General features: G+C 66.7%; 12 protein-coding genes and 1 tRNA gene. 6 read left to right on the plus strand and 7 right to left on the minus strand.

Features of this window, described 5'->3' with window-relative positions; genetic code table 11:
- Window positions 1-125: 125 nt before the first annotated feature.
- Window positions 126-202, plus strand: a tRNA-Pro gene (locus ACFSC3_RS04490).
- A gap of 36 nt (window positions 203-238) precedes the next feature.
- On the opposite strand, the gene ACFSC3_RS04495 is transcribed toward ACFSC3_RS04490, so the two are convergent.
- The 4 genes from ACFSC3_RS04495 to ACFSC3_RS04510 form a co-directional block, all read right to left on the minus strand.
- Window positions 239-502 (minus strand): hypothetical protein, encoded by a 264-nt coding sequence (locus ACFSC3_RS04495; protein ID WP_380939160.1) that lies wholly within the window; start codon window positions 500-502, stop codon window positions 239-241.
- A gap of 140 nt (window positions 503-642) precedes the next feature.
- Window positions 643-2856, minus strand: coding sequence for a hypothetical protein (locus ACFSC3_RS04500; RefSeq protein WP_380939162.1), 2214 nt, complete (start codon window positions 2854-2856; stop codon window positions 643-645).
- A 51-nt stretch (window positions 2857-2907) separates the two neighbouring features.
- Window positions 2908-3867: a cation diffusion facilitator family transporter gene (locus ACFSC3_RS04505; RefSeq protein ID WP_380939164.1), complete on the minus strand. Its 960-nt coding sequence runs from the start codon at window positions 3865-3867 to the stop codon at window positions 2908-2910.
- A 138-nt stretch (window positions 3868-4005) separates the two neighbouring features.
- Window positions 4006-5112, minus strand: coding sequence for a catalase family protein (locus tag ACFSC3_RS04510; RefSeq protein WP_380939166.1), 1107 nt, complete (start codon window positions 5110-5112; stop codon window positions 4006-4008).
- 91 nt (window positions 5113-5203) lie between these two features.
- Here ACFSC3_RS04510 and ACFSC3_RS04515 point away from each other — a divergent pair, with 91 nt between their 5' ends.
- Complete coding sequence (locus ACFSC3_RS04515; protein ID WP_380939168.1) at window positions 5204-7489, plus strand: FdhF/YdeP family oxidoreductase; 2286 nt, start codon at window positions 5204-5206, stop codon at window positions 7487-7489.
- A 109-nt stretch (window positions 7490-7598) separates the two neighbouring features.
- Here the strand turns inward: ACFSC3_RS04515 and ACFSC3_RS04520 are convergent, their stop codons facing one another.
- On the minus strand, window positions 7599-9122 hold the full coding sequence (locus ACFSC3_RS04520; protein WP_380939170.1) for a sodium:solute symporter: 1524 nt from the start codon (window positions 9120-9122) through the stop codon (window positions 7599-7601).
- A gap of 192 nt (window positions 9123-9314) precedes the next feature.
- Window positions 9315-10610, minus strand: coding sequence for a lipopolysaccharide biosynthesis protein (locus tag ACFSC3_RS04525; protein WP_380939172.1), 1296 nt, complete (start codon window positions 10608-10610; stop codon window positions 9315-9317).
- A 67-nt stretch (window positions 10611-10677) separates the two neighbouring features.
- On the opposite strand from ACFSC3_RS04525, the gene ACFSC3_RS04530 reads away from it, so the two are divergent.
- The 4 genes from ACFSC3_RS04530 to ACFSC3_RS04545 all read left to right on the plus strand — a co-directional run bounded on the left by ACFSC3_RS04530 (window position 10678) and on the right by ACFSC3_RS04545 (window position 14580).
- On the plus strand, window positions 10678-11820 hold the full coding sequence (locus ACFSC3_RS04530) for a hypothetical protein (protein ID WP_380939174.1): 1143 nt from the start codon (window positions 10678-10680) through the stop codon (window positions 11818-11820).
- A gap of 164 nt (window positions 11821-11984) precedes the next feature.
- The gene (locus tag ACFSC3_RS04535) at window positions 11985-12956 is read left to right on the plus strand and encodes a diacylglycerol/lipid kinase family protein (RefSeq protein WP_380939176.1); all 972 of its coding nucleotides are present in this window, start codon (window positions 11985-11987) and stop codon (window positions 12954-12956) included.
- Window positions 12953-13828 carry a hypothetical protein gene (locus ACFSC3_RS04540; protein ID WP_380939177.1) on the plus strand — a complete coding sequence of 292 codons (876 nt, stop codon included), beginning with the start codon at window positions 12953-12955 and terminating at the stop codon, window positions 13826-13828. The genes ACFSC3_RS04535 and ACFSC3_RS04540 overlap by 4 nt, the downstream gene beginning before the upstream one ends.
- Complete coding sequence (locus tag ACFSC3_RS04545) at window positions 13825-14580, plus strand: nucleotidyltransferase family protein (protein ID WP_380939178.1); 756 nt, start codon at window positions 13825-13827, stop codon at window positions 14578-14580. Before ACFSC3_RS04540 ends, ACFSC3_RS04545 begins: the two co-directional genes overlap by 4 nt.
- Here the strand turns inward: ACFSC3_RS04545 and ACFSC3_RS04550 are convergent.
- Entirely contained in the window at window positions 14561-15226 is a 666-nt protein-coding gene (locus ACFSC3_RS04550) for an HAD family hydrolase (protein WP_380939179.1), read from the minus strand. The two genes, ACFSC3_RS04545 and ACFSC3_RS04550, sit on opposite strands and share 20 nt — an antisense overlap.
- Between the last annotated feature and the right edge of the window lie 70 nt (window positions 15227-15296).

Genomic DNA, 15296 nt, shown 5'->3' on the forward strand with positions numbered 1-15296 from the left:
AACAAAGTGAAGCGGTGCGCGCAACTTTTCGGGAGCGATGCCACGCCGCGCTTGCATCCCCGCGCGGCCCGGCCTAGATGCCGCGCCTTCGGACGTGGGGTCCTAAACCGCCCCATGTCCCCGGTCGGGGCGTAGCGCAGCCTGGTAGCGCATCACACTGGGGGTGTGGGGGTCGCAGGTTCGAATCCTGTCGCCCCGACCATTTTCTTCTGAGAGCAGGTGTTAGTAGGGGCAGCGATTACGCCGCCGCCTTGCTTTCCATATCCGAGCAATCGCCGGCCACGGCCGCGACCACCGCAGGCGGCTTCTTGCGGCCCATCGTCCAGTTCGCCTGCATGCGGACCCGCGGGTTGGGCGCACACCAAATTTCGCCCGTCTCGTTGATCGCGGTGACCCAGATCAGATTATGCTCCTGCCCATAGTCGATCACGGCAAAGGCATAGCCCGGCCCCTTGTCGAGCACATGGACGGGCAGCGGCGGGTCGAGTTGTTGGAAAGCCATGTTGTTATAGCGTGTTAGTCCTGCAGATGTTCCTTGGGCGCTGCGGCGATAGCTCCCTGAACCCCGCGGGACGCGGGGACTGGGCGGCGGCGATGCGGGTGCGGTCCACGTCAGCGCGTCCGTCCTGCTTGCTGGGGGCTTCAATCCCAGGTCAGGACCAGGCGACCGTTCGCCGGAACGCGGAAATCGATGCGGTCGTCGGTGACACAGTTCGCCGACAGCGTCTCGCCGCCGATGGTCGCGACCTGCGGGGTACCGAGCTTGCGGCGCTTCAATCGGACAAGGCTGAGGCCCGCGGTACAATTTTCCCCGCCGTCGAGCGTGATCGACAGCGCGCGGTCGCCCGTGCGCTCGGCGGCGCGGACGAACTGATCGCAGAACAGGCGGAACGGTGCGCCTTCGACCGGGTGGAAGGCGCGAGTAGCGAAGACCATCGCCGCGCCGCCGCCATAGACTTCCTGACCGACCTGACCGGCCGGCTGGCCATCGGGGTAGAGGTCCTCCAGGGGGAAGGACAGTTTCCGATCGACATGCCCGTTATTCTCGCGCTGCGTATTGGACACGACCTCCGCCGGAAGCGCGTCGGGATAATAGAACCACGCGCGATCGAGTGCGTATCTGCAATATTCGGCGACCAGCATCCGTGCTGCGGGCTCCAGCTCGGGGCCGCTGTCGTTCAGGAAATGCTCGAACGCGACGAAGCTGTCGAAACACTCGTACATCGCCATATAGGGCGCGTCCTGAAGGCACGTCGCGCCCAGGAAATTGCGATAATGCACCGCGTGCCCGATCTCGCTCTCCCAGATCTCGCAATTGTGCAGGAAGCTGCCGAGGTAGACGTAGCTCTGGTCCAGATAGATCGCCTGGCCGGTGATACGCCACAACCGCATGCAGGCCGCCGCGCCCCAGGCCGTGAGATTCGCCTGGTAGTTGATGTTGAACCGCAGCCCCATCGCCGCATCGATCGCCGCGCGCGCTTCGTCGAGATAGCGTTTGTCGTCGGTCAGCTGGAATTCCTGCAACATGACCCAGGCATAGATGCCGCCGACATCGGTCTGCCCGCGCCCATCGGCGCCTGCGACGTCGACGATCACCGAAAAGTCGGTGATCTTGTACTGGACCGGCCAGCGATAGTCGAAATGCTGCGCGGCCCGAATGCCGAAATCGACCGACCGCAGCAACAGGTCGCGCGCCCGATCGTCGCCATCGAGGGCGAGTCGGCCGAGGTTGAGCATCGGATGATAGAGGTACCAGCTGTCGACCGCATCGGCGTCCTTGTCCTTGCCGACATTGGGCAGATAGCGGCGTAGCGACTTCAGCTTGGGGTCGTAGAATTTTTCGACCCCGGCTTTCAGCTCGGCTTCCAGCGGATGTGGTTCGCCGGTCCAGCGGCTCCAGTCGTGGATCGCCGCGACAAGCGACATCTGGACCATGATGTCAGGATATTCCGCAGCGGTATAGGGATGGACGTAGCGATGACCATAATGACGGATCGTCGCTTCGGGAGCGGTATCAAGGTCGTGCAGCGTGCGTTCGGCGCGGTCGATCCAGTCGCGGTAGTCGGTACGGGGCAGGGCGATCTGCTTGTAGGCGACGCCCAGCATCTGGAGGAAGCGCCGCGCGCTGTCGCGCTCGTCGGCAGGGGCGTCGTGGCGGAACACCAGGATCGCATCGGACAATATGGTGGCTTCGCCCGCCGGCAGCGGCTGCTCGAGCGGAGTGACCGGCAGCAACATGCCCAGTTCGGGCCACTCCCCGCCGACGATGCCGTCCGGCTTGGTTCCCGTGATGAAGTAATAGGGGTTCAGCGCGGTGAGATTCTGGAAGTACAGCACGTCGCCGAAGGCAGGCTTGTCGATACGGAAATAGACCATTCCCGAATTCAGCCCGCGCTGCCCTGCCTCGACGACACCTTCGGTGCGCAGCGGATCGTCGTGCACGTCGAGCGGATACAGGTCGCGCGGCTGAAAGGGCAGCCACAGCGGCGCATCGGGCGTGACCGTCGTCGTGACCCGCACCGCTTCCAGCGCATCGCTGGGAATGCGGATGGTGACGACATGTTCGCCGATCGCGCTGGTGATGCGCAGGCGGACCTGCTCGTCCTCCAGACAATCGACTGCCACGCAATCGAACGGCACGGGAACATAGGCCATGCGCATCGCCAAGCCACCGCCGCGCGACCGGCGGAGTACGAGCCATACCGAATCCGTGGCATTGAGGATCTGTGCGGCAAGCGAGCCAAGCGTGAAGTCGGTTACCGCGGTCGCGCCGCCGGGTTCGAGCGCGGCCTTAAGGGCGATCAGATAGGGGCTGATCCCCCGGCTCTCCTGCGATGTCGTGTCTGGCGCCACCATGCCGGCAGAACCGGTGCGCCCGGTGAGCGTTCCCCTTGGAAGCCCCGAGATTTACCTGGGTGAAGATGTTTCTCCGACGACCGCATCCTCACGCTTTTCGGGCCTGATATAAATCGACGTGAGTTGCGGCAGGGCAGATTTAAGCTCGGTTTCGAGGCCCTCGATCAGCGTCTCTCCCTCGCCCATCGTCACGGCATCGTCGAAATCGGCGCTGACCGCGACGAAGATCGCGTCCGGCGACGTGTGAATCGTACGGACGTGATTGACCGACACGATCGCAGGGTGCCGCGCGACGCGCTCGCGGATCGTCGCGACCAGCCGCGGGTCGGCTGCCTCGCCGATCAGCAACCCCTTGGCTTCGCGCGCCAGCAGGATCGCGACCGCGGCCAGCACCGCGCCGATCGCGATCGAAGCCACGCCGTCGATCCGCGGGTCGCCGAGGCTGTGGCTTGCCCAGATGCCGATGCCGGCGAAGACGAGACCGATCAGCGCGGCGCTGTCCTCGAACAGCACCATGAACCCCGCCGGGTCCTTGGACCGCCGGATCGCCCGCCACCAGCCCAGCTCGCCACGGCGCGCATTGAATTCGCGTAGGGCGATGGCCCAGGACGTTCCCTCCAGCGCCACCGCGATGCCGAGCACGATGTAGTTGACCATCGGATCCCGCAGCGGTTCGGGCTCCAGGACGTGGCGGTAGCCCTCGTAGATCGACACGCCCGCGCCGATCGCGAAGATCAGCATCGCGACGACGAACGCCCAGAAATAGAGTTCGCGGCCATAGCCGAAAGGGTGGGCGGCATCCGCCGGCCGCGCGGCGCGCTTCTGGCCGTAGAGCAACAGGATCTGGTTGCCGCTGTCGACCATCGAATGGACGCCTTCGGTCAGCATCGACGACGATCCGGTGACCCCGGCGGCGACGAACTTCGCGATCGCGATTCCGACATTGGCGGCCAATGCGCCGTAGAGGACGATGTTGGCGCGAAGTGCTGCGAGGATGCGTGTGGCGGTCACCCCGCGCCAAGCGCTGAAGCGACGCGGGTGTTCCACACACCGTGCTCCCGCGCAGGCGGGAGCCCAGTGTCGCGAGCAACACAGCCCGCGGTATTGCTTGACCCTGGGTTCCCGCCTTCGCGGGAACACATTGGCATTTTACGCCGTCGCCATCGGCTCAACCGCCACATCCGCCAGCGCCTTGGGCTCATGGATCGGGCAGCCGTTGAACTTCCCGCGATAGTCCGCCGAGAATTTATACGTATCCTTGCGCGCCCGGTTCACCGCGCCGAGCGGCTGATGCGCCGCGAGGCCATGCCAGACGCTGAACGACAATCTGTCCTCCTGTCGCTCGCTCGTGCCATAGACCCACGCCGCCTGCGGCTCGACCGTCAGCGTTGCGATGGTGCGATAGGGGCTCACGTCCTCGTCCCAGACCGCGCTCGCATCCTCAATCGGCATCGCGTCGAGATCGGTGTTCAGCTGGACCCGCAGTTCCCAGGTGCCGCCCTGTTCCTCCAGCAGCTCGTTCATCGCCTCGCGGTTGGCATCGGGGCGGCCGGTTGCGTCGATCGTCTCGTCGGCGAAATCCTTGATGCCGCTGACCGGGACGAACTGGAACTTGGCGATATGATCGCCATAGCGGAACGGCGTCTGGCTGAAATAGGTGGTGCCGAGCGGATGGACCGGTTTTGCGCCGCCCAGCGTGCTGAGCATCACGGATTTCTGCCCGATCGCCTCTAGCCCTGCCTCGAACGCGCGCAACACGCTCGACAGAAGCTTTTTGGCACCTTCCGCCTTGTCGGTGGTGGCGGCGAGCATCTTGAGGTTGCCGAGGAATTTGTCCGGCGTCGGCGCAGCGAAGGCGGGCGCGTTGGCCGTCACGAAGTCCTGCGTGGTATCGCCCTCGCTGCCCGGCAACCGATCGCCCTCGACGCCCAGCACCTTGACCGCCAGGCCGCGCGGCAGGCGGATCGAATCGTCCAGGATATCGCCCGCATTCGTCGAGAACCGCAGGATCGCATCATAGTCGGCGGCGTGCGCGAACAACCCCTGCGCCAGTTCGGGCGGCAGGTCGCCGTGGACGGTCAGCTTGCCCGGCACCAGCCCGTGCGCCTTGGCATGGACCGAGCGGACGGCGTGGCCGTAATCCCGCGACGTGGTGTCCAAGATCGTCTTGAACTGATCCTTCAGGCCTTCGATCGTCTTCGCTTCATCGTCTTCGAAGCGTTCGACGTCCGCGCTGTAACGTACCGGCTCGGCCATCGTGCAATCTCCATCAGTGTCGCAACTGAACCATTCCCGATACGGCCCGTTCCGTTCTAACGTGCGTGGGTACTAAACGGGACGAAGCGGGATGGCGGGCAAGAAATCGACGTCAAAGGCGGGCAGCTACTGGGGTCCGGCCGGCGGCTGGGGATCGATGCGATCGGTCGCCGAGATCATGAAGCGCGAGAAGGTCGGCCCCGAGGCGATCCGGGAGCTGACCCGCCAGAACAAGCCCAAGGGCTTTGCCTGCACCAGCTGCGCCTGGCCCAAGCCCGCCGACCATCATCCGGCCGAATTCTGCGAAGAGGGCGCGAAGGCGACGGCGTGGGAATTGACCAGCCTGCGGACGACACCCGAATTCTTCCAGAAGCATACGCTGACCCAGCTGCGCGAATGGCGCGACTATGACTTGGAGCAGCAGGGGCGGCTGACTCATCCGCTGCGCTACGACGCCGCAACCGACAAATATGTCGCCTGCGACTGGGGCGAGGCGTTCGACGCGATCGGCGCGTCGCTGAAGGCGCTCGATCCCAAGTCGGTCGTCTTCTATGCGTCGGGCCGCGCCAGTCTGGAGACATCGTACATGTGGGCGCTGATGGCGCGGATGTACGGCAACCAGAACCTGCCCGACAGTTCGAACATGTGCCACGAATCGACCTCGGTCGGTCTGAAGGCGGCGATCGGCGTGCCGGTCGGCACGACACGGCTGGAAGATTTCGAGCAGTGCGATGCGATCTTCTTCTTTGGGCAGAATGTCGGGTCGAATTCCCCGCGGATGCTGCACGATCTGCGCTCGGCGCGGCACCGGGGCTGCGAGATCATCGTCTTCAACCCGCTGAAGGAACGCGGGCTGGAGCGGTTCACCGATCCGCAGAACCCGGTCGAGATGGCGACGCTGACCGAAACGCGGATCGCCACCCAATATCATCAGGTCCGCGCCGGCGGCGACATCGCGGCGATGACCGGCCTCGCGAAGTTTCTGGTCGAATGGGACGATGCGGCGAAGGCGGTCGGCGACACGCCCGTCCTCGACCATGAATTCATCGCGCAGCACACCCACGACTTCGACGTCTTCGCCGACCACGTCCGCGCCGCCGACTGGACCGCGATCGAGGCCGAAAGCGGCCTGACCCGCGAGGCGCTGGAACAGGCCGCGCGCGTCTATGCGCGGTCGAAGGCGGTGCTCGGCATCTATGGCATGGGCCTGACCCAACATGTGAAGGGCGTCGACAACGTCCGTATGGTCGTGAACCTGCTGCTGATGCGCGGCAACATCGGCCGCCCGGGTGCCGGGCCGACGCCGGTGCGCGGGCATAGCAACGTGCAGGGCCAGCGGACGGTCGGGATCACCGAAAAGACCGAACTGGCGCCGGTCGACAAGCTGAAGGAGCTCTACGGCTTCGATCCGCCGACCGAAAAGGGGCTCGACACGGTCGAGGCGTGTCGCGGCGTCATCGACGGCAGTGTGAAGGCAGTCATCGGTCTCGGCGGCAACTTTCTGCGCGCGGTGCCGGAGACGGGACTGATGGAAGACGCCTGGCCGAAGCTCGACGTGTCGGTCCAGATCGCGACGAAGCTTAACCGCAACCATTTGTTCGCGGGGCGCGTGACGTATCTGCTGCCGTGCCTTGGCCGGATCGAGGAGGATGTGCAGGCATCCGGCCCGCAGGTGGTGACGGTCGAAGATTCGACCAGTTGCATCCACGGATCGCGCGGTAAGGCCAAGCCGGCCAGTCCGCACCTGTTGTCCGAACCCGCAATCGTCGCCGCCATCGCCAAGCGCATCTGCCCCCCGAACGATCGCGTCGACTGGGACACCTGGGTCGCTGACTATGGCCGCGTGCGCGACGCGATCGAGGCGACCTATCCGGACAAGTTCGCCAACTTCAACCAGCGATTGTTCGAACCCGGCGGCTTTTGGAAGGGCAACAAAGCGTCGGAGCGGATATGGGAGACCGAGAGCGGCAAGGCCGAATTTCTGGTGCCCAGCGAACTGTCGGCGACCGGTTTCCTCGACAAGGCCGGCCGCTACCGGCTGATGACACTGCGGTCGAACGACCAGTTCAACACGACGATCTACGGCTATTACGACCGCTTCCGCGGTGTGAACGGCACCCGCGACGTGCTGTTCATGAACAGCGAGGACATCGCCGCGGAAGGTCTGCACGAGGGGCAGGTGGTGACGCTGGTCAGCGATGCGGAGGACAACCACGTCCGCCGCCGCGAAGGGCTGGTGGTGACACCCTACAGTATCCCGCGCGGGTGCCTGGGGGCCTATTATCCGGAGTGCAACGTGCTGATGCCGGTCGAGCATCATGCGGAGGAAAGCCACGTGCCGGCGGCGAAATCGGTTCCGGTGCGGTTCGCCCGCTGAGAGTGCGAGACGACTTAACCTCTCCCCGTTCGTGCTGAGCTTGTCGAAGCACCGTACTTCGTGCCGCGAGCGGTTAGCGGGCGTATCGCAGTACGGTGCTTCGACAAGCTCAGCACGAACGGGGTTTTGAACGCCCCCCCGGCACCGCCGCAATCCCCGCCGCCACCAGCGTACCCACGCAAAGCTGATACGGAAATGCTAGCATCGTCAGCCCCAGCCCCATCCACGGCTGCAACAGCAACACCGTCACGAACCCACCCGCCAAGGCTGCGATCACCGATCCCGTCGTCCCGCGCGTCGTGAACACCGCTACGCCGTACACCCCCAGCAACCCGGCATAGGCGAAGCTCATCACGCTCAACGCGAATTCCAGCAGCGGGGTGTCGGTGTAGCGCTGCCAGTAGAAGCTGAGCACCGCCGCGCCGAACATCGCGAGGCCGACGATCCCCATCCCCCAGCGGCCGGCTTGGACATAATGCCTCTCCGACCGCGCCGCCGTCCGCTCGCGCCAGGGGCGGTAGAAGTCGGTGATCAGCACCGACGACATCGCATTCAACGCCGAATTGGTCGTCGCCACCGCCGCCGCGGTCACCCCGATCGTCACCAGTCCGCGCAAGCCCGGCGGGATTTGGGTCAGGATGTAATGGACGAACACCGTCACCTTCTCGCCGGAGAACTGCGTCGCCGCGGTGTTCGCCGAACCCATAAGGTCGGGGCGGTTGTAGAAGATGTGGAGCAGCAGCCCGATCGTGATGAACATCGCGATGATCGGGATCGACGCCAGCGCCGACAGGATCAGCCCTCGCGCGCCGGTCTTCGCATCGGGGGAGGCGAGCAGGCGCTGCGTCGTATCCTGGTCAAGCCCCGCGTTGGCGACGTTCAGCAGGAACAGCCCCGTGCAGAGCGACAGGATCGTGAACGGCTTGGTGAGATCGAGCGAGGGATCGAAGACGAGCAGCTTGTGCTCGGCCGCCAGCGCATCGACCACCTGCCCGGTGCTCGCAGGGATCGACGTCCACAGGAACACGAACACCGCCACCGCCGACCCGACGTAGATCACGAACTGAATAAGGTCGTTCCACAGCACCGACCGGAGGCCGCCGACGAAGGTGAAAAGGAACGCTGCGACCATGACCGCGGCGGCGGCGAACATGATGCTGGGTGCCGACACGCTGGAGAACATCACCATCGCGATCGCGATCGCCGCCAGGTATACGCGCGCCCCGCCGGCCAGCACCCGCCCGACCAGGAACATGCCGCCGGCTGCGCGCTTCGCCCGGCCGTCGAACCGCTGGCCGAGCAATTCGTACACCGTCGTCACCCGTGCCGCATAGAAGCGCGGGATCAGCACGCGCGCCACGAACAGCGCGGCGAAGACGGAACTGAGCACGCCGCCGAGATAGGTGTAATCGCTGCGATATCCGTAATCCGGCCCGCCCAGAAACGTCGCGGCGGACTGCGTCGCCGACAGCACCGACACCGCGGCCAGCCAGGCGGGGACCGTGTGACCGGCAAGAAAATACTCCTCCGCATCCGCCGTCCGCCGCCGCGAGAACACATATCCGCCGACGATCAGCACGGCGACGTAGGCGGCGACGACGATCCAGTCGAGCGGGGCGAATTGGCCTGTCATCGTTGGATGGTAGCGGAGCGTGAGGGGGGTGCAACTCCCTCCCTTCATTCCGGCGAAAGCCGGAATCCAGGGTTTCTATGTCCAAACCTCGGACCTGCTTGGCCCTGGATCCTGACTTTCGTCAGGATGACGGCTTTGCAAGGGCTGCGCAAAATCCGAAACGTCGCGCGGGCTCGGCCCGAACGGTAATCGTCAGGTCCGCACCGCCCGCATCGCCGCCGGCCACATCAGCGCCAGCGCCGCGACCGACGCCGCCAGGGTCGCCAGCGCCGCCCCAAGTGCCTCGAACCGCGGCACCAGCAGGATCGCCGCCAGCACCAGTACGCCGACCGCCGCCAGCCGGATGCGGAACGCGGTCCCCGCGCGACCGGTGCCGATCAGCATCGGTTCGAATCCGATCCCCATCACGTCGATCGCTACTGCCAGGCTCAGCACCAGCACCAGTGGCCAGGCGGCGGTATAGGCCTTGCCGCCGACCAGATGCAGCGCGGGCTCGCCCAGGATCGGTAGGGCCAGGCAGATGACCGCGCCCACCGCCAGCGTCAGCCGCGTCGACTGGCGGAACAGCCGGCGCAGGTCGTCGCGCGACGTCGCCCGGTCGGCGCGCGAGAACTCCGGGAAGATTCCGCGCGAGAACATCTCGGCGATCTGCGCCAGCGCCTGACTCAACTGGAAGGCGAGGCGATAGGCCCCCGCCGCCGCCGGCCCGGTGACCAGCCCGACGACGACGACCACGCCCTGCCGTCCGACCGCGTTCAACGTCGCCGACACATTTGTCAGTGCGGCGAACCGCATCATTCCCGGATGCTCGCGCCACGTTCCCGCTACCCCGCGCCACCCGCGCATCAGTCCCGGCGATACCCGCCAGACCGCGCGCCAGTGGACGATGGCGGTGACGATTTCCGCCGCGCCCCATGCGATCAGGAAGCCGCGCACGCTTGCTCCGCTCGCGACCACCGCCAGCGCACCGACGAAGCGCATGATCGGGGTCGTCGATTCGGCCGCCGCACCGATGCCGTAGCGGTCGAACAAGCGCAGAACGCCGACGGCACTGGAGCGGATCGATATCATCAGCACCGCGCAGAAGATGACGGCGTCGCGCGTCATCGCATCGTCCCAGCCGAACCGCGCGTCGAGCGCCCAGAGCACGATCGTGACGACGACGCATCCCGCGACCGCGGCGACCGCATCGAGCAGCGCGCAGAACCGCACCAGCCGGCCGAGCGCCGCGTCGTCGCCCGCCTCCTGCAACGGCACGCCATATCGCACGACGACCTGCCACGACTGGAACAGCATCATCGCCGCCACCGCCTGGCCGATCGACAGAATCAGCATGAACTGGCCGAAGCCCTCCGGCCCCAGCGTCCGCGTGGCGAGGCCGAGGTAGACGAGGCTCAGCACCGCGCCCACGCCCTTGCCGGTCAGCAGCCAGCCGACGTTGCGCAGCGCGCGGGCGAACGGGCTCGCGATCTTTTCTTCCGCCGCCAAGGTCTTAGATGTCGCGAGCCATGCGCATGATCCGCCCCTTATCGCCCGGCCAGCGGGTGCGCCACCGGTGAAGATCGGGTTTCTCTACAATCACGATGCCTTGCATCAGGTAAGCCACACCGCGCCCGTCATCGCCGCGCTGACGCGGGACGCGCGCGCCGACGTGACGGTGCTGACGTCAAGCGACGCGCAGGCGATGCGCGTCCGGGATCTGATCGGCGCGGAAGCGGCAGCGAAGGTTAGGTTCGTCGCGCTCGACATCGGCAGGATCGCCCGTGTGCTCGATGCGGGTCTTCGCTGGATCGCGCCTTTTCGCCGGATCGCCGTATTGCGCGAGAACCTCGCCGAATTCGCCCGGCTCGATGCGTTGGTCGTGCCGGAGACGACCAGCCTGATGCTGCGTGACCGGTTCGGGCTGACCGACCTCAAATATGTCTGGATCCCGCACGGAGCGGGTGATCGCTCGGTCGGTTTCCGCAGCGTGATGAAGGGGTTCGATCTCGTTCTTCTTTCGGGGTCGAAGGTGCGTGACCGGATGCTGGCGCTGGGGCTCGTCACGCCCGACAATCACGCAATCGTCGGCTATCCCAAGTTCGAGACGGTCGACCTGACGCGCCGCCCGCGCCTGTTCGCCGACGAACGGCCGGTGGTGCTTTACAATCCGCATTTCGATCCGCTGCTAAGTAGCTGGTATCCCTGGGGTGAGGCGATCGTTGACGGGGCCGTCGCGCGCGGCGACGTCAATCTGGCGGTCGCGCCGCACGTCATGCTGTTCCAGCGCCGCATCCATGCCTCCGTCGAGCACCGCCGCCTTCATTGGCGTCGCGATGTGCCGGAGCGGTGGCGCGACCGGCCGGGCCTGATCGTCGATCCCGGCAGTCCGCGGTCGATCGACATGAGCTACACGCTGGGTGCCGACATCTACATCGGTGATGCGTCGAGCCAGATCTACGAATGGATCGCACGACCGCGGCCCGCGATCTTTTTGAATCCCGGCCGCATCGACTGGGTCGACGATCCGAATTTCGCCCATTGGCATCTGGGCGAAGTCGTCGACGACATCACGCAGCTCAACGCGGCGATCGACCGCGCGCTGGCCGACCCGCATCGCTTCGATGCGGTGCAGCGCGAAGCCTTTGCGCGGACGTTCGACCGCTCCGACCGGCCCGCCGCCGAACGCGCCGCGGCCGAAATCCTGAAAATGCCATGATCGGGACACAACCGTAATAAATTTGTCATGTCATGCGTCCGGACCGCTTGCCGAGCGTTAGTCGGCTAACCAGATTCTGGCGCGTTGTGACCCAATCCATCTACGATAGCCTTGCCCTGCCGCGACTTGCCTTCACGTCTTCGGACGTCCTGTCGTCGCGTGCCATGCGGAAACCTGTGGCCCGCCGAGGGAACACCCCTGGCCTCGTTGGCCTGATCCGCAATCCGCGCAGCCGCCATAACATCGGCGCGGCGAGTGCGTTCGTGCACCGCCATAATGTGATCTCCGCGACCCCTGACACCCGTGAAAGTCTGCGCGATACGCTCGAACTGTTCGCCGCGCGGGGGATCGACCTGCTCGCGATCGACGGTGGCGACGGGACTATTCGCGACGTGCTGACCTGTGCCGGTGACAGCTTCGGCGCGCGCTGGCCCGACATCGCTATCCTGCCGACGGGTAAGACCAACGCGCTGGCGATCGATCTCGACGTACCGGCCAACTGGACGCTGGACGAGGCGATGGAGGCGGCGACCCGCGGCCGGACGATCGCACGCAGCCCGGTGGAGATCGTCGATCGAGCGGTAGCGCTTCCACGAGTCAGAGGCTTTCTGCTCGGGGCAGGGGGCTTCGTCGACGCGACCGAACTGGCGCAGGCGACGCACCGTGCCGGTGCCTTCAATGGCCTGGCGGTTGGGCTGGCGCTGGCGGGGGCGATCGGATCGACTTTGTTCGGTCGCGCCGACAATCGCTGGCGCCGCGGCAGCCGGATGAAGTTGCGCTATTCTGACGACGCCCGCGCGCTCTACGGGGCGGCGACACAGAGTGACACCGCACGCTACATGATGCTTGCGAGCACGCTCGAACGCCTGCCGGTCGGGCTGAAGCCGTTCGGTCGAACGCGGCCGGGCCTGAAGTCGCTGGTCGTCGATGCCCCGCCGCGCGGACTGGCGACCAGCGTGCCGTTCCTGCTCGCCGGCCATGAAGGCGCTTGGCTTGAGGCGCGTGGCTATCACCGGATCGACGCGTCGGCGTTCGACATGGACCTGGACGCCGGTTTCATCCTCGATGGCGAGATTTTCCCCGGCGGCACCTATCGCGTGTCGCAGGGAGCGCCGCTGCGCTTCGTCGTCCCGTGAACGATGATCTCGCCGCGCTGGTCGCGGCCTCGCTCGACCGGCCGGTGGCGGCACCTGTCCGTGCGTTCGCCGATCTCCTGGCGCGCGAGAGCGGCGCGGTGGCGGTCCTGTTCTATGGATCGAACCTGCGAACCGGCGCGCTCGACGGGGTGCTCGACTTCTACGTGCTGACTGACGGTCCGCGCGAGCGGGGGCTGTGGCCGAGAGTAGGATACCGGGAGTGGAACGGGCTCCGCGCCAAGATCGCGACGATGACGCTGGCGACGTTCGAACGGGCCTGTGCCGACCGCACGATCGACACGACGATCTGGACCCGCTTCGTCCAGCCCGCGGCACTCGCCTGGTCGACGCAGGCGGGGCGCTCGCGGGTCGAAACGGCGATCGCGGCGGCGGCGGTGACCGCGGGGCGCTATGCCGCGGCGCTGGGGCCGGGGGCGGGCGAGGCTGCCGATTACTGGCGGGCGCTGTTCCGCGCGACCTATGCGGCCGAGTTGCGTGTGGAAGCCAAGGGGCGAGAGGAACAGATACTGAGCGTCCACGGCGACCATCTGACCGCGCTCCTGCCGGCGGCGTGGGACGCCGGCCGTATCCCGTGTCAGACGCGCGGGCAGGCGAGATACGAGATATTGCTAACCCCCGAAGACCGCGTCCGCATCCTTGCGCGCTGGAAGCGCCGCCAGCGCATGGGGCGTCCGCTCAACATCGTCCGGCTGGTTCGCGCCGCCTTCACCTTCGACGGTGCGGCGCGCTATGCGGCGTGGAAGATCGAGCGGCATACCGGCGTCGCCGTGCCGATCACTCCGTTTCGTGAGCGTCATCCCGTCCTCGCCGCGCCCGGCGTGCTGTGGCAGGTCTGGCGGGCACGGGCATGAACCTGTCGGCAGTCATCCTGGCCGGATCACGGCCCGGCGCGATCGATCCGGTCGCCGCGGCGGAGGGCGTCGCGCACAAGGCGCTCGTCCGGATCGACGGCGCGCCGATGCTGGCCCATGTCGCGGCGGCCCTGCGCGAGGCGGGCGTGCAGACGATCGCGGTGTCGGCCAACGATCCTAGCGTGATCGCGCTTGCGGTGTCGCTCGACCTGCGCGTCCTGCGGCCCGCGCGGGGGCCGAGCGACAGCGTCGCGATCGCGATCGCCGAACTCGGTGCGCCGCTGCTCGTCACCACCGCCGATCATGCCCTGCTGGAGGGGGCGTGGGTGACCGACTTCCTCGCCGACATTCCGGCGGAGGCCGATGTTGCAGTGCTGCTGGCGGAACGGCGGCGGATCGAGGCGGCGATGCCGGGTTCGCGGCGGACCTATCTGCGCTTCGCCGATGGCGCGTGGTCGGGGTGCAACCTGTTCCACCTCGCGACGCCCCAGGCCGAACGCGCGATCGCGCTGTGGCGGACGGTGGAGGCCGATCGCAAGCGGCCGTGGCGGATCGTGCGCCGGTTCGGTGTCGGCATGCTGCTGCGTTATCTGATCGGGCGATTGACGCTGGGCGAGGCGATCGCGCGGCTGGGGCAGACCGCGGGCGTGCGCGCAGCGGCGGTGGCGGCGCGCGACGGGCTCGCGGCGGTCGACGTCGACAAGGTCTCCGACCTGGTCGACGTCGACCGCATCATCGCCAGTCGACGATAGGCCAGCCGCGCGCTTCTGCCAGCACGCGCAACCGGGCGTGCGGGTTCACCGCGATCGCCTCGTCCGCCCAGGTGAAGCTCGGCTCGTCCGTCGCGTGATCCGAATAGAAGCGGACATGGGCGTCGGCGCGGGCCAACCCCTCGCGCGCCATCCACGCCTCGATCATCGCCAGCTTGTCAGGCCCGTAGCAGTTGGTACCGGCGATCCGATACGTGACGCGACCCTCCGCATCGACTTCAGCTTCGGTCGCAATGACGTCGTCGATCTCGAGCGCCGCGGCGATGCGGCCGGCGTAGAAGCGATGCGCGGCGGAGGCGATAACGATGCGATACCCCGCCGCCCGGTCCGCCGCGATCTGCGCGCGCGCGCCCGGCCGAATGTGGCGCGCGAAGCTGTCGGCGAACGACTGTGCGACGGCGGCGGTGTCGTCCGGCGAGAGCGTGCCGACCAGCAGCCGGTGCATCAGTTGCTTCAGCGTCCGCCGCTCGATGAGGCCGGCGCGATAGGTCAGCATCGCCCCGATCACCACCGGCGCGAACGCCAGCCGCCACGGCGCACGGGTCCACGCGGCGTGGAGCAGGAACGGCGTCCACGTCGGCACCGCGGTGATCGTGCGGTCGAGGTCGTAGATGGCGAGGCGGTGCATATCCGGCGCTCCGTCATCCCCGCGCAGGCGTGGATCCAGGGTTATCGCCGCACCACCTGTGTTGGTTGGC

The sequence above is a fragment of the Sphingomonas floccifaciens genome, from assembly GCF_042681125.1.
Taxonomy (GTDB): Bacteria; Pseudomonadota; Alphaproteobacteria; order Sphingomonadales; family Sphingomonadaceae; genus Sphingomonas; species Sphingomonas floccifaciens.